Source organism: Georgenia sp. EYE_87, assembly GCF_023148685.1.
In the GTDB taxonomy this organism is placed as follows: Bacteria; Actinomycetota; Actinomycetes; order Actinomycetales; family Actinomycetaceae; genus Georgenia.
In genome coordinates this window covers 112,258-127,398 of sequence record NZ_JAHXNL010000007.1, presented here as the reverse complement: position 1 = coordinate 127,398, position 15,141 = coordinate 112,258, and the positions used below count along the sequence as shown (strand labels likewise).

Below are 15,141 nucleotides of genomic sequence, written 5' to 3'. Positions count from 1 at the left end.
AGGGCGCGCCTACCCTGGCCTGTCGCTGCCGTGCCGCGCGCCCTGGCCCGCGCCTGATCCCCTGGGGGAACCCCACCCATGACCGAAGCCCCGACGTTCCTCTCCGTCGTGCCGCCGCTGCTGGCGATCCTCATGGTGGTGCTCACCAGGAAGGTGCTGCTCAGCCTCGGTACGGGCGTGGTCAGCGCGGCGCTGGTGGTCGCGGGCGGCAACCCGCTCGACGCCGGGCGCCTCGTGTGGGAGGCGTTCGTGGGCATCTTCTGGGCCGACGGCGCGGTGAACACCTGGAACATCTACATCCTGCTCTTCCTGCTCATCCTCGGCGTCGTCGCGGCGTTCATCATGATGGCCGGGGGCAGCCGGGCCTTCGGCCGGTGGGCGATGGAGCGCGTGGGCAGCCGCCGCGGATCGCAGCTGCTCGCGGCCGTGCTCGGCGTCGTCATCTTCATCGACGACTACTTCAACGCCCTCGCCGTCGGGCAGGTGGCCAAGCCGCTGACCGACCGCCACCGGGTCTCGCGCGCCAAGCTGAGCTACATCATCGACTCCACGTCCGCCCCCGTGTGCGTGATCGCCCCGTTCTCCAGCTGGGGCGCCAGCATCATCGGCATCATGGCGCCGATCGTCGCCGCCGCCGGGCTCGTCGAGGTCACGGCCTTCGAGGCGTTCCTGGGCACTATCCCGCTGAACTATTACGCCTGGGCCACCCTGGCGCTCGTGTTCGCCTCGGTCCTGCTGCGCATCGACCTCGGTGCCATGCGCAAGGAGGAGCTCCGGACGCTGCGCGACGGCCGCCCGTACGCCCCGGGCCGGAAGGTGGCGGGCGAGCTCGCCAAGGAGCTGCCGGAGCACCGGCCGGGCTCGATCGGCGCGCTGGTCCTGCCGTTCCTCGCGCTCGTGGTCGGCGTCGTCGGCGCGATCGTCTGGACCGGGCACACCGAGTCCGGCTCCTGGAACCTCATGGAGATCTTCGCCAGCACGCTGGTGACGGAGTCCCTGATCGTCGGCGGGGCGCTCGGGCTGGCCGTGACCCTGGTGCTCTACCTGAAGGACACCCGCAGCAACGAGCGGTTCGGCTTCGGCACGTTCCGCGACGGGTGGACGCAGGGCATGTCCTCGATGCTGCCCGCCATCTACATCCTGGTGCTGGCGTGGATGCTCGTCGGCCTCATCGACCAGCTCGGGACGGGGCAGTACCTGGCGGGCCTCGTGGCGACCACCTCCCTGGACCCGCAGTTCCTCGTGCCGATCATGTTCGTCGTCGCCGCCGCCATGGCGTTCGCGACCGGAACCTCCTGGGGCTCCTTCGGTATCCTGCTGCCGATCGCCGGCCAGGTCATGTCCGGCGTGGACGAGCCCGGGCTGGTCGTCCCCGCGATGGCCGCCGTGCTGGCCGGGGCGGTCTTCGGCGACCACTGCTCCCCCATCTCCGACACGACGATCCTGTCCTCCACCGGCGCCGGCGCCAACCACATCGACCACGTCATGACGCAGCTGCCCTACGCCCTGACCGCGGCCGGCGCCTCCCTGGCGGGGTACGTCGTCCTGGCGCTGACCTCCAGCACGTGGGCGGGCCTGGCCGTGACCGCGCTGGTGCTGGCGGGCGTCCTGGTGCGGGTCCGGCGCACGGTGCGGCCGGTCGAGGAGGAGGCTGCGGCGTTCGAGGCCGCCGCCGTCTGACCGCCGGTCCGCCCGCCCGCCGGCACCTGCCGACGTCGGGGATGACTCGACCCGCAGCTGCCACGACGTGGGCGGCGCGGCTCGCCGGCCGCGGCACCTACGACGTCGGGAGGTGACTCGACCCGCGGCCCCCACGACGTCAGGGAGGCGGCTCGCCGGCCGCCGCTACGACGTCGGCGCCAGCTGGTCCAGGCGGCGCAGGAGGACGCCCTCACGCAGCGCCCAGGGGCAGATCTCCAGCTCCTCGACGCCGAGGGCCTTCATCGCGCGCTGCGCCACGATCGCCCCGGCCACGATCTGGTACGTGCGCTCCGGGGTGATGCCGGGCAGCTCCATGCGCTGCTCGGCGGGGATCTTCGCCAGCCGCGGGGTCCAGTCCGCCAGGTCGGCCAGGCGCATCCGCCGTCGTTCCTCCGGGCCGACGACGGCGACCTGCTGGCCAGCCAGCCGGGCGAGCGAACGGAACGTCTTCGACGTGGCCACCACGTGGTCGGGCGGCGGCAGCTCGGCGAGGTCGTCGGCGACCTCGGCGAGCGTCTTCTTGACGTAGGCCTTCAGCGCGTCGACCTCCTTCTCGCTGGGCGGGTCGGAGTGCAGGAACTTGCGCGTGAGCCGGCCGGCTCCGAGCGGGACGGAGACCGCATACTCGGGCCGCTCGTCCAGCCCGGCGGCGATCTCCAGCGAACCGCCGCCGATGTCGAGGACGAGGAGGCGCCCCGCGGCCCAGCCGTGCCAGCGCCGGGCGGCCAGGAACGTCAGCTCGGCCTCCTGCTTCCCACTGAGCACCCGCAGCTCCACGCCGGCCAGCTCCGAGAGGTGCGCGAGCACCTCCGGGCCGTTCGCCGCCTCCCGGATCGCCGACGTCGCGAGGCCGACCATCTCCTCGACCCCGAGTTTCCCCGCGGCCTTGACGGCCTTCCGGACGGCGATCCCGAGGGTCGCGATCCCCTCGTCGGTGATCGCGCCGTCGTCGTCGAGGTAGCGCATGAGCCGCACGGTGCTGCCGACGTCGGCGGCCGGGTCCGGGCGGGCGGCCGGCTCGGCGTCGACGGCCAGCAGGTGCACCGTGTTGGAGCCGATGTCCAGGACGCCCAGTCGCATGGGCCTACCGTACGGCCGCGGTCCCCGGCCGAGCGCCGCACCACCTATTGTCGACGTGGACCTCGCACCCGACCGGAGACCTCATGGCCACCATCCTGCAGAAGGCGATCACGCCCCCGATGTCCGCCGCGTACCTCGAACGAGGACTCGACCGCGTCGCCGGCTACGTGGTGCCCGCTGCCGACGTCGCCGGAGTGACCTCGACGGCGGCGCTCTTCGAGCTCCACGGTCTCGGGTTCCCCGGCTCTCCCTTCTCCCCCGACGCCCCGATCGACGTCCTGCACCTGCCCGTCTCCCCGACGGCGGTCGTCCTGCCCGCTACCGGGGGGCAGGACGAGGAGGGCCGACGCCGGACCGGCGGGCCGTTCCTCGAGCGCGCGCCGTTCACCGGCACGGGGTTCACGTCGGCGGACGACGTCGTCGCCCCGCTGTCCTGGGTGGAGCACACCCGCCTCACGCCCGGCGCGCGACTGTGGCGCTTCACGCCCGGCGAGGCCGAGCCCGAGCTGATCGGCACCTACCACGGTGTCGCCTTCGGCTGGCAGAACCACCTCGACGGCGACAGCTTCCACGCGATCGTGCCGTCGAAGTACGTCGGTCATGTGGCGAAGATCGACGTCGGCACGTTCGCAGCCGACGTCGCGACCGACGAGGCCGGCAACCCCACGGTGCTGACCCTGGTCACGCCCTCGCGCGAAGCCGAGCAGCACGGGTTCAGCCGCACCGAGGCGGGCATGTGGGCGCGCAAGGTCCCGGCCGCCGACGCGCTGGAGATCTTCGAGATCCACGCGAGCGCGCGCTGGCACGGGATCCCGGTGCGGATCGTCGACCAGGGCCCGAACAAGGAGGGCGAGCAGTTCTGCCGCATCGCCTCTCTCGCGCACGACGCCGACATCGCCGAGCGCCTCCACATGGACAAGCTCGACGCGGGCGTCTACGAGACGACCGTGGCGCTGTCCGCGCTGACCGACGTGGTCTACGCCCAGCGGGTGCCGCGCGGCTGGGCGCGCGAGGGCCAGCTCAGGACCGCCGCCCAGCAGCCGGCGGCGACGTCGGCGCCCGCGCGCGGGGCCGCCGGTGCCACACCGACGGTGGGGCGGCCCGTCGTCACCGTCGGGGCCGGCGCGGAAGGCTCCGCGAGCCCCATGGCCAAGCACGCGGCCTACCTGCAGCGGGTCGCCCAGGGCCTGGTCTCCGTCGCGCCGACCGGGTGGACGCGCGCCCGGGTGCTGTGCCGGATGGTCGGCACGCGTGGCGAGCTGCTCGCTGCCTCGACCGGCCCCGACGGCAAGGAGGTCGGTCTGCCCGGTCTGCCCGGCGACGTCGGCAAGGCGCTGGCCGAGATGCGGCACTCCAGCTTCGAGCCCGGCAAGGGCGCGTGGTTCGCCGCTCTGGTCACCCTCGAGCCGGCCGGCAAGCTGACCCTGAACCTGGACTACACCCACGAGCAGAAGTGGTCCAAGCCGCTCGAGCCCGGGCAGTACGCCGAGGACCTGCGCCGCTACCCGCGCGACGACGAGCACATCCCCGACTGGCTGCGCGAGCGCCTGGCGGAGGACGAGGCGTCCGGGACCCGGTCCGACGGGACGCCCACGCCGCCCGCCGAAGCGTAGGGGTACCTCGCTCGCGCGAGTGGTCCTCGCTGGGGATTCGTCCTCGCTCAGGTGGGCCTTCGAGGTCCCGGGGGTGGTCTCCCTCGGCCGCTGAAGTGCTCCTGAGCAGATGAAGTGGACCTGGCTCCACTTCATCTGCCCAGGAGCACTTTGCCGTCCCGTCCACCGGCAGCCTGACCGGCCGGCAGCGTGCGACGGGGCGCTCAAACCGACGACCAGTAGACCGACGACCGGGAGACCTACGACCACCGGGAGACCTACGACCACCGGGACCCACGGCCGGGGAGGACCTTTGTCCTCTGGACGCCGATACCCCCTGGGGGTACCGTTAGCGACGGACGCCGACCACAGGGGTCGGTGTGAACGGACGGGGAGGGGCGTCATGGCCGGCTACAGCGGCACGAAGGACGACTACGCCCGGCGGCTGCGTCGCATCGAGGGCCAGGTGCGCGGCATCGCGCGCATGGTCGACGAGGACACGTACTGCATCGACGTGCTCACCCAGATCTCCGCGGTCACCAAGGCGTTGCAGGCGGTCGGCATCGGCCTGGTCGAGGACCACCTCGGCCACTGCGTCGTCGAGGCCGCACGGTCCTCCGACGAGGAGGGCCACGAGAAGGTCACCGAGGCCGCCGCGGCGATCGCCCGACTCGTCCGTTCCTGACCCACCGCGCGAGGAGAAACCATGAGCACCACCGAGATTGACCGCACCACCGTCGTCGACGTCGAGGGCATGACCTGCGGCCACTGCGTGCAGCACGTCACCAGCGAGCTCGAGGCCCTGCCCGCCGTCAAGAACGTCTCCATCCAGCTCAACGCCGGCGGCGTCTCGCCGGTCACCGTCGTCTCCGACACCGTCCTGGACGACGCCGCGCTCAAGGCGGCCGTGGACGAGGCCGGCTACACCGTGGCCGGGATCCGCCGCGACGCCTGAGTCGCGACAGCCGTAGGGGCGCCCCGGCGCCCACCCCCTGACGGTCCCGGCCGGCGACCAGCCGGCCGGGCCGCCGCCCACCTCGAAAGGTCTGGCGTGCCCACCTCCACCGAACCCCACGCACCGCTCGTACCGCTCGCCGAGGTCGATCTCGCCGTCGACGGCATGACGTGCTCGTCCTGCGTGGCGCGCGTGGAGAAGAAGCTGAACAAGGTGCCCGGCGTCGTCGCGACGGTGAACCTGGCGACCGAGTCGGCGCACGTCGAGCTCACTCAGGACGTCAGCGACGCCGACCTCGTCGGCGCGATCCAGGCCGCCGGGTACGCCGGGACGGTCACGCGGCGCCGCGCCACGGCGCCGGTCCCCGGGACGACGCCGGCCCTGACGACGACGGCGGACCCCCGGACGACGACCGCCCGCGGGACGACGCCGGCTACGGGGACGACCCGCGGGAAGACAGACCCCGGGACGACGGACCCCGCCACCCCCGCCGTCCTGCGCGAGGTGGACCTCGCCGTCGACGGCATGACCTGCTCATCCTGCGTGGCACGGGTGGAGAAGAAGCTCAACAAGGTCCCCGGGGCAGCCGCCACGGTCAACCTCGCCACCGAGTCGGCGCACGTGACGCTGACCGAGGACGTCGACGTCGCCGCCCTGGTCGCCGCCGTCGAGGCGGCGGGCTACAAGGGCCGCGTGACCGGCTCGCGGGGCACGTCGACGACCGCCCCGTCCGGAACCGCCTCACCGGCTGACCGCCCGCAGACCGACGCCGCGGGCAACGCGGCCAGCGGGGCCGTGGGCCCGACCGCGCCCCACGACGCCCCTGCCTCCGGCGCCGGCCGACCCGAGGCCCACGACACCTCCTCCCCCGCCGAGCGCCGCGCCGAGGACCTCAGGCGCCGGCTGAAGGTCTCCGCCGTCCTCACCCTGCCGGTAGTCCTGCTGTCGATGATCCCGGCGCTGCAGTTCCCGGGCTGGCAGTGGGTGGTGCTCGCGCTGGCGCTGCCCGTGGTCACCTGGGGCGCCTGGCCGTTCCACCTCTCCGCGTTCCGGGCGGCCCGCCACGGCGCCTCGACGATGGACACCCTCGTCTCGCTCGGCGTCACCGCGGCGACCCTGTGGTCGCTGTGGGCGATCACCCTCGGCGGCGCCGGCGAGATCGGCATGCGGATGCAGTTCACGCTGTTCCCCGCCCAGGGCGGGCACGGCATGATGCCCGAGCTGTACTTCGAGGTGGCCGCGGTGGTCACCACGTTCCTGCTCGCCGGCCGCTACGCCGAGTCCCGCTCCCGCCGCCGCGCCGGCGACGCCCTGCGCTCGCTGCTCTCCCTGGGCGCGAAGGACGTCGCGCGGGTCACGCTCGACGCCGACGGCCGCCGCTCGGAGGAGCGCGTCCCGATCGACGCGCTCGCCGTCGGGGACCTCTTCGTCGTGCGGCCGGGCGAGAAGGTGGCCACCGACGGCGTCGTCGTCGAGGGCACCTCGGCGCTGGACACCTCCCTGCTGACCGGCGAGCCGGTGCCGGTCGACGCCGGGCCGGGCGACGACGTCGTCGGCGCGACGGTCAACACGTCCGGAAACCTGCTCGTGCGCGCCACCCGCGTGGGCGAGGAGACCACGCTCGCCCAGATCGGCCGCCTGGTCAGCCAGGCGCAGACGGGCAAGGCGCCGGTGCAACGGCTCGCGGACCGGATCTCCGCGGTCTTCGTGCCGATCGTGATCTCGCTCGCGGTCCTCACGTTCGCCGTCTGGCTGCTGCTCGACAACCCGCTGCAGGCGGCGTTCACCGCGGCCGTCGCGGTACTGATCATCGCCTGCCCGTGCGCGCTGGGGCTGGCCACGCCGACGGCGCTGCTCGTCGGCACCGGCCGGGCCGCACAGCTCGGCATCCTCATCAAGGGCCCGGAGATCCTCGAGTCCACCCGCCGGGTGGACACGATGGTGCTGGACAAGACCGGCACCGTCACCGAGGGTCGCATGCAGCTGGCCGAGGTGCTCGCCCCTTCGATGGCACCCACCCGACACGTCGTCGGCGCGGCCGCGGACACCGGCGTCGACGACCTGCGCGCCCAGGTCCTGCACCTGGCGGGCGCCGTCGAGTCCGGCAGCGAGCACCCCATCGCCCGCGCGATCACCGAGGCGGCCCGCACGGGCGGCGCCTCCCTCCCCCGCACCACGGGGTTCTCCAACCACGCCGGCCGCGGCGTCTCCGCCACGGTCGACGACGGCGGGACACCCCGTGAGGTGCTCGTCGGCCGCCCGTCGTGGCTCGCCACCCAGGGCGTGGCCGGCGTCGGGGAGGACGACGAGGTCGCCCGGGCCCACCGTCACGCGGAGTCCGACGGCGCGACCGCCGTTGTCGTCGCCTGGGACGGCGAGGCCCGCGGGGTGCTCGCGCTGCGGGACGAGGTCAAGCCGACCTCGGCCGAGGCCGTGGCGCAGCTGAAGGAGCTGGGCATCACCCCGCACCTGCTGACCGGGGACAACCGCGCGGCCGCCGAGCGCGTGGCCGCGCAGGTGGGCATCGCGCCCGAGAACGTCATCGCCGAGGTGCTGCCGGACCAGAAGCTCGACGTCGTCAAGGAGTTGCAGGACCGCGGCCGGGTGGTCGGGGTGGTCGGCGACGGCGTGAACGACGCCGCCGCGCTCGCCCAGGCCGGTCAGCGCGGGCTCGGGCTCGCCATGGGCACCGGCACCGACGTGGCCATCGAGGCCTCCGACATCACGCTCGTGCGCGGCGACCTCCGGTCGGCCCCGACGGCGATCCGCATCTCGCGCGGGACGCTGCGGATCATCAAGCAGAACCTGTTCTGGGCGTTCGCCTACAACGTGGCCGCGATCCCGCTGGCCGCGCTCGGGCTGCTCAACCCGATGATCGCCGGGGCGGCGATGGCGGCCAGCTCGGTCATCGTCGTCGGAAACTCGCTGCGGCTGCGCCGCGCGGGCTGAGCAGTGTCGCGGCGGCTCGGGGCCGCGTGACACTGCGCCGCGAGACACTGCGCCGCGGGGACTGAGGGACCCTCAGCGCGCGGGGAGCAGCCCCTCGACGAGCTCGACGGTCACCTCGTCGAGGCTGCCGACCACCGCGGCGGCGAGCGCCAGGGCGTCGTCGGCGGGCGGGAACGCCTCGTGCGGCACTGCGATGACCTTCATGCCGGCGGCCGCCGCCGACCGCAGCCCGTTGCTGGAGTCCTCGATGGCCACCGCCCGCGCGGGGTCCACGCCGAGCAGCTCGCAGACCTTCGCGTAGCCGTCCGGCGCTGGCTTGCCCGCCGCCACCTCCTCGGTGGAGACGGTGGCGCCGAAGTGGTGGGTCAGGTTCAGCTCCTTGAGCACCGCGTCGATGAGGCGCCGCGGCGACGACGACGCGAGCCCGAGCGGCCAGTGTGCGGCGAGCCGCTGCACCGCCTCGACCGCGCCGGGCAGCGTGGGGAGATGCTCGTGGTAGCGGGCCGCCATGGCGGCTATGGTGCGCTCGGCGACCGCCGCCGCGTCACCTTCCACCCCGACCGTCGTCGCCATGTACTCCGACCACTCGGGGGTGGACATGCCCATCATCGCGCGGGTGGCCTCCTCCGGCCACGGCACGCCGTCGCGCGCGGCGAGGCCCCGGCGGACCTCGTCCCAGATGGTCTCGGTGTCTGTCAGGACCCCGTCCATGTCGAAGACGACGGCGGAGACGGCGGAATCACTCATGCCCCCATCGTGCCGTACCGGTCGCACCACCCCCGCCTCGGCCCTGAGGCAGACTGTGCCGGTGAACGACAGCACGAGACCGACCGGCGTCGCCTCCTCCGGGGTGGGGGCTCCGAGCACCCGCGCCGGGGCGGCACCGCCCGCGGCCGGCACGGGCGCGCCGACGGCCGCCGACGGTCCGGGCACAGCACCGACTGTGGCACCGGGCCCGCTGCGGTCCCGCCTGCGCGCCGAGGTGCTCATCGTTCTTGGTCTCTCGCTGGGCCAGTCAGCGGTCTACGCCCTGGTCAACATCGCCGCCCGACTGACCCTGACCACACCGCTGGGCGAGCAGAGCACGGCGATGAATCCCTCCCGCTCGCCGCGCCCGTATCTCGATCTGACCTACCAGCTGCTCTCGATCGGGTTCGCGCTGGTGCCGGTGGCGCTCGCCCTGTACCTGCTGTCCGAGCCGGGCCGGCGGGCGACGGCGCGCATCGGCCTGGACTGGAGGCGGCCCTGGCGCAACCTCGCCGCCGGCGTGGGCCTCGCCGCGTTGATCGGCGTCCCGGGCCTGGGGCTGTACCTGGCCGGGCGCGCCCTGGGCATCACGGTCGAGGTGCAGGCGGCCACCCTGAACGATCACTGGTGGACCGTGCCGGTGCTCGTCCTGGCCGCGCTGCAGAACGCGCTGCTCGAGGAGGTGGTGGTCGCCGGGTACCTCATCGAGCGCCTCGAGCAGCTGGGCTGGCGGCCGGCGGCCGTCCTGGCCGCGAGCGCGGTCATGCGTGGTGCCTACCACCTGTACCAGGGGTTCGGGCCGTTCCTCGGCAACCTGGTCATGGGCCTGATCTTCGGCGAGTACTACCGGCGACGACGGCGCACCATGCCGCTCGTCGTGGCCCACACGCTCATCGACGTGGTCGCCTTCGTGGGCTACGCACTCCTGCCAGCCGGGGCGCTCGCGGCGCTCGGCCTGGCCTGAGTCTCCTGAACGCGCACGAGACGCCCGGCCTGCCTGAGTCTCCCGAACGCGCACGAGACGCCGGGCCTGGCCTGAGTCTCCCGAACGCGCACTAGGCCCCCGGTCTGGCGTAAGCCCGAACGCGCGCGAGGCGCGCGGGGCCGCGCCGCGTGAGCCGAGCGGAGCGACCACGCGCGAAGTCAGACCCGCTCGAGCTCCCGCCACGCCCGGCGCAGCCGCCAGCCGTGGGCGACCAGCGCGGCTCCCGTCACCAGCGAGCCGGCCCCGACGACGACCGTGACCAGCAGCAGCGCCGCCGTCGGGAAGAGCATGAGGAGCACACCCAGCAGGGCGAGCAGCGTGCCCGCCACGGCGCCGCCCGACCACGTGCGCGGTGCGAGAGCCCGGGTCTGCACCGAGACGGCCACCATCACGACGCCACTGACGAGGGCGGCGCCCCCCGCCAGGACGATGAGGCTCTTGGCGGTGATCGACGGCTGCCAGACCAGGAAGAGACCGGCGAGCACGCCGATCAGGCCGCGCGCAAGCCGCCAGGACGACCCCCACTGGCCGCGCGCCAGGACTCCCTGCACGACCGAGACGACCCCGTCGGCCAGCACCCCGACGCCGAGCACCGTGACGACCGCCGCCAGGGAGGTCAGCGGGGCGAGCAGGAGCGCCACGCCCACCAGCAGCGTCACCACGCCCCGGCCCAGCGGCACCCGCCAGGTGCGGGCGGTGTACCGCGCGAGCTCGTCACGCAGCCGCGAGCGCGGACCGGTCCAGGACATCGCACCTCCCGACGGTGGCCGGCTGGGCACGACGCTCAGCTCTTGGTTTTACCCAACCAACTATACCGCGGGTTCCGCCTCACCCCGAGGCCCTGAGATCCGCGGCGCACCGCGGTCGAAGGGTCGCCGTCGGCCCGGGGGGCCCGCCGTAGACTCGCCCCCATGAGCCTGCATCCGGGGGACGGCGGCGCCACGATGCCCGCGACAGCCCCGGTGGAGGACGCGCCCCCGAGGCGTGAGGTGCTGCTCGTCGACGCCCCGCAGACGCGCGTGCGCCGCCCGGGCGACCTTCTCGCCCTCGTGGCCTCGCTGCTCGGCATCGGGTTCGTCCTCGTGCTGGCCGTCTACGCCCACGCCACCACGCAGGGCGTGACCGAGGACGTCCAGTCCGCCGTCGCGAACGTGCTGCGCCAGGTGCTGCTGATCCCGGTCACCGTGCTCGAGGGCCTCGTCTCCTTCTTCGTCCCGCTCGTCGTGCTCGTGGACCGGGTGGTGCGCCGCAGCTGGCGCTCCGCGCTCGAGGCCCTCGCCACGGGCGCCGCGGCCGTCCTGCTCGCCGTCGGGGCGCTCTGGCTGCTCGACACCGTCGCGCCCGCCTCCCTCACCCGAGGCCTGACGATCACCTCCGAGGGCGACACCGTCATCGGCCTGAACGTCTACGCCGCGGGCATCGCCGGCGTGCTCACCGCCGTGGGCGACCGCTCCCACAGCCGCATGCTGAAGTGGTCGTGGAACCTGCTGTGGATCGTGCTGGCCCTCTCGGTGGTGCAGGGCGACCAGACGCTGCCCGGCGCACTGGTCGCGGTGCTTCTCGGCCGCGTGGCCGGGCTGGGCATGCGGTACGCCTCGGGGGTCGCGCACGAGCGCGCCACCGGTGTCCACCTGGTGCGCGGCCTGCGGCGGGCCGGGCTGGACCCGGCGAAGGTGGTGCGCATGGACCCGGTGCTCACCGGCACCCACGCGCAGGCCTGGACGGTGACCACCTCCTCGCCCATCGGCTACACCGAACGGCTTCGCGAACCCTCGGGGATCACTGCGGACGACGACGCGGCCCGGCACCGCCACCGGCCGGCACCGCCGGAGCCGACCACGCCGGCGGACCTGCTCGCCGCCGTCGACCAGGAGGGGGCGACCGGCGACACGATCATCCCCGACCCGCTCACCGACCCGGGGCAGGTCCTGCAGGAGGTCTCCTCCTCGGCGGTGCTGACCCTCGACGTGGAGTCGGCGCACCGGCTCTACGCGATCTGGGACACCGAGGGCCGCCGCCACGACGTCACGGTGCTCGACGGCGACCGGCACGTGGTGGGCGTGCTGGCCTCGCTGTGGGAGAGCGTCCGGCTGCGGGGCATCGACCGGCGCCCCGCCACGACGCTGCGCGAGGCGGCCAACCGGGCGGCGCTCATGGCGTTCGCCACCCGGGCGGCCGGGGTCCGCACGCCCGAGCTCGTCGGCATCACCGAGTCCCGCGACTCGGTCCTCATCGTCCACGAGCACATCCACGCCCGCCGGCTCGACGAGCTCTCCCCCGACGAGCTCGACGACGAGCTGCTCGAGCAGATCTGGGCCCAGCTGCGCGCCGCCCACGCCAAGGGGCTGGCCCACCGTGACCTCAGCGCCGAGGCGGTGCTGGTGGACGGGACCGGCCAGGTACGGATCATCTCGTGGGAGAACGGCGAGATCGTCTCCTCCGAGCTGTCCCGCCGCATCGACCTGGCGCAGCTGCTTGCGATGCTCGCGGTCCTGGTGGGCACCGAGCGCGCGCTGGCGTCCGCCGCGCGCGTCCTCACCCGCGACCAGCTCGCCTCGATGGCCCCGCTCCTGCAGCCGGTGGCCATGCCCGCCACCACGCGCGCCGCCGCCTCGAACCTCAAGGACCTCCTCGCCACCCTGCGCGAGGAGCTGGTCGAGCTCATCCCCCGCGCCGACGTCGCGCCGCTGCAGCTCAACCGGTTCTCCGTGCGCACGGTCGTCACGCTGACCGTGGCGGTGGTGGCGGTGTGGGCGCTGCTGTCCTGGCTGAACATCGAGGAGGTGACGGCGGCCGTCGCCGCGGCCAACCCGGTCTGGATACTCGTGGCCTTCGGCATGGGGCTGCTCACCTACGTCGGGTCCGCGATGGGCCTGGCGGCGTTCGCCCCCAAGCGCCTCGGCCTGTGGCGGACGACCCTCGTGCAGGTGGCCGCCTCGGTGGTGTCGCTGGTCGCTCCCGCGGGCATCGGGCCGGCCGCCCTGAACCTCCGCTTCCTCAACAAGGCGCGCATCTCCACGCCGCTCGCCGTCGCCACCGTCGGCCTGGTCCAGCTCTCGCAGTTCATCACCACGGTGCTGCTGCTCGTGGCGGTCGCGCTGCTGACGGGCTCGGCGGGCACGCTGAGCGCGCCGTCGGGGTCGGTGATCCTCGCCGTCGCGATGGTGCTGGTGACCATCGGCGTCGTCCTCATCGTCCCGGCGGTGCGCGCCTGGGTGTGGGAGAAGGTCGCACCGACCCTGCAGCAGGTCTGGCCCCGCGTGGTGTGGGTGGTGTCGAACCCGCGGCGGCTGGTCATGGGGATCGCCGGCAACCTCATCATGACCGCCGGGTACGTCGCCGCCTTCGGGGCGTCGCTGGCCGCGTTCGGGCACACGCTCCCGCTCACGAACCTCGCGATCACCTACCTCGCGTCGAACTCCATCGGCGCGGTCGTCCCCTCCCCCGGCGGCATCGGCCCCGTCGAGGCGGCGCTGACCGCCGGCCTCACGCTGGCCGGCATCCCGGCCGCGACCGCCGTCTCCGTGGCGATCCTCTTCCGCGTGCTCACGTTCTGGGGCCGCGTCCCGCTGGGCTGGGCGGCGCTGCGTTTCCTCCAGCACAGGGACGCCCTGTGACCCCGGCGGCCGGGTGAGCGAGCCCAGTCCGCCCTGGTTCCCCGGGCAGTTCGGACGGCCCGACAGCGGGGCGCCCCTTGGCGCCGGCGCCCCCTACACCGGTGATCCCTACGCCGAGCCCACCGCGGCCGAGCCGTACGCCCCGGCGGCGCTGCCCGGTCAGGTCACCGACCCATACGGCGAGGTCCCCGCGCCACCACCCTCCGCACCGGACGCCGCATCCTGGCTCGCCGACGGCGGAGCCGGCCGGGGTGTCGACGGCGGAGCCGCCTGGGGCGCCATGGGCACCGGAGCTGCGCGAGCGGTCGGAGGCGACGAAGCCGCGCCAACAGCCGGAGAGGACGGGCGCGGGACGGCGCCCGGACCGGCCACCGGCTACGAGGACTTCTACGAGCCGGGAACCGTGACCCGGTCCCACCTGAGGCGGCCCGGGCGGCGACGCCGCTCGGGGCGTCGGCACGGCCCTCGGGGGCAGACCGCCGGGAGGAAGACGCGGCGCTCGGGCACCCCAGGGTCGGATATCGCGGACACAGCGGACGCCGCGCAGGTCGCGGACCCCCCTGGGCGCATCACCGTAGTACCGGGTGGTACCGCGGGCGGTGCAGGCGCCACGAGCGAGGCGGACCGCGACACGTCGCCGAGCACCGTCGCCGGCTTCCTCAGCACCCTCGGTGGCCGCCTCGCCGGCCTCATCGACCGCAGGGACGGCCCTCCCCAGCCGGACGACGCCACCGGCCGCAGGGACGGCCCTTCCCAGCCGGACGACCCCACCGGCCGCACGGGCCGCGACGGCTCCGCCTCCCCCCAGCAACGACCGGGCGCGTGGCTCGCGGCGCTGGTGGTCGTCGGCACCGTGGCCGTCGGCGTCGTCGTCGCGATGCTGGTCGCACGCGACCCCGCCCCGCCCGCCGCGGACCCGGCCCCGACCGCCTCCCCCACCGCGCCCGCGACGCCCGGGCCGACGCCCGACCCGCTCCCCTCCCCGACCGTCGTGACGCCGCCGCCGGGCGAGGTCGCGGTGGGCACGACGGTGTCCGAGGGACCGTTCGACGTCGAGGTGCTCGGCGTCTCCGCCGGGCTGGAGAAGCTGGCGGGCGCGACCGCCGCGGCGACGGCGGAGGGCGAGTTCGTCGTCGTGCGCCTGCGCGTGACGGCCACGCGGCCGGGGCCCGCCTACTTCGTCGACATCGACCAGCGGCTGCTCGACCCCGCCGGCGGCGAGCACGCACCCGACCCCGCTGCGGCGATGGCGGTCGACGGAAACCGGCTGTGGTTCGCCGAGCTCGACGGCGGCGAGAGCGCCGAGGGCGTCGTCGTCTTCGACGTCCCTTCGGGGACCGTGCCCGCCACGCTCGTGGTGCACTCCTCGGACGAGGGTGCCGGCACCCGGGTGCAGCTGCCGACCCCGTAGCCGGTCCGACGCGCGGGACGCGGAGCGTGGCGGGGAGCCGTTCCCCGGGCGTCGCCGACGGCTCGGGTTACTGTGGCGCGGACGCTGAGGGGCGATACGGCGGC

11 protein-coding genes are annotated in these 15,141 nt (G+C 74.2%); 8 read left to right on the top strand and 3 right to left on the bottom strand.

Annotation, left to right across the window (positions count from 1 at the left end):
• The first annotated feature begins 78 nt into the window (after window positions 1–78).
• Window positions 79–1,680: a Na+/H+ antiporter NhaC family protein gene (locus KZX45_RS11870; RefSeq protein WP_248257950.1), complete on the top strand. Its 1,602-nt coding sequence runs from the start codon at window positions 79–81 to the stop codon at window positions 1,678–1,680.
• A gap of 165 nt (window positions 1,681–1,845) precedes the next feature.
• Here the strand turns inward: KZX45_RS11870 and KZX45_RS11865 are convergent, their stop codons facing one another.
• Entirely contained in the window at window positions 1,846–2,781 is a 936-nt protein-coding gene (locus KZX45_RS11865; RefSeq protein WP_248257949.1) for a Ppx/GppA phosphatase family protein, read from the bottom strand.
• An 83-nt stretch (window positions 2,782–2,864) separates the two neighbouring features.
• On the opposite strand from KZX45_RS11865, the gene KZX45_RS11860 reads away from it, so the two are divergent.
• The 4 genes from KZX45_RS11860 to KZX45_RS11845 all read left to right on the top strand — a co-directional run bounded on the left by KZX45_RS11860 (window position 2,865) and on the right by KZX45_RS11845 (window position 8,277).
• Entirely contained in the window at window positions 2,865–4,394 is a 1,530-nt protein-coding gene (locus KZX45_RS11860; RefSeq protein ID WP_248257948.1) for a hypothetical protein, read from the top strand.
• 382 nt (window positions 4,395–4,776) lie between these two features.
• Window positions 4,777–5,058, top strand: a complete 282-nt coding sequence (locus KZX45_RS11855; protein WP_248257947.1) for a metal-sensitive transcriptional regulator — start codon at window positions 4,777–4,779, stop codon at window positions 5,056–5,058.
• Window positions 5,059–5,079: 21 nt separating this feature from the next.
• Window positions 5,080–5,328 carry a heavy-metal-associated domain-containing protein gene (locus KZX45_RS11850; protein ID WP_248257946.1) on the top strand — a complete coding sequence of 83 codons (249 nt, stop codon included), beginning with the start codon at window positions 5,080–5,082 and terminating at the stop codon, window positions 5,326–5,328.
• A 96-nt stretch (window positions 5,329–5,424) separates the two neighbouring features.
• On the top strand, window positions 5,425–8,277 hold the full coding sequence (locus KZX45_RS11845; protein ID WP_374112588.1) for a heavy metal translocating P-type ATPase: 2,853 nt from the start codon (window positions 5,425–5,427) through the stop codon (window positions 8,275–8,277).
• Window positions 8,278–8,349: 72 nt separating this feature from the next.
• On the opposite strand, the gene KZX45_RS11840 is transcribed toward KZX45_RS11845, so the two are convergent.
• On the bottom strand, window positions 8,350–9,024 hold the full coding sequence (locus KZX45_RS11840) for an HAD family phosphatase (RefSeq protein WP_248257945.1): 675 nt from the start codon (window positions 9,022–9,024) through the stop codon (window positions 8,350–8,352).
• A 196-nt stretch (window positions 9,025–9,220) separates the two neighbouring features.
• On the opposite strand from KZX45_RS11840, the gene KZX45_RS11835 reads away from it, so the two are divergent.
• The gene (locus KZX45_RS11835) at window positions 9,221–9,988 is read left to right on the top strand and encodes a CPBP family intramembrane glutamic endopeptidase (RefSeq protein ID WP_248258039.1); all 768 of its coding nucleotides are present in this window, start codon (window positions 9,221–9,223) and stop codon (window positions 9,986–9,988) included.
• 179 nt (window positions 9,989–10,167) lie between these two features.
• Here the strand turns inward: KZX45_RS11835 and KZX45_RS11830 are convergent, their stop codons facing one another.
• Window positions 10,168–10,758: an HdeD family acid-resistance protein gene (locus KZX45_RS11830; RefSeq protein WP_248257944.1), complete on the bottom strand. Its 591-nt coding sequence runs from the start codon at window positions 10,756–10,758 to the stop codon at window positions 10,168–10,170.
• Between the two features lie 162 nt (window positions 10,759–10,920).
• Here KZX45_RS11830 and KZX45_RS11825 point away from each other — a divergent pair, with 162 nt between their 5' ends.
• Both KZX45_RS11825 and KZX45_RS20295 read left to right on the top strand, forming a co-directional pair.
• Window positions 10,921–13,626 (top strand): lysylphosphatidylglycerol synthase transmembrane domain-containing protein, encoded by a 2,706-nt coding sequence (locus KZX45_RS11825; RefSeq protein ID WP_248257943.1) that lies wholly within the window; start codon window positions 10,921–10,923, stop codon window positions 13,624–13,626.
• Window positions 13,627–13,639: 13 nt separating this feature from the next.
• A complete protein-coding gene (locus KZX45_RS20295) occupies window positions 13,640–15,037 on the top strand; it encodes a DUF4352 domain-containing protein (RefSeq protein WP_308221734.1) in 1,398 nt (465 codons plus the stop codon).
• The last annotated feature ends 104 nt before the right edge of the window (window positions 15,038–15,141 follow it).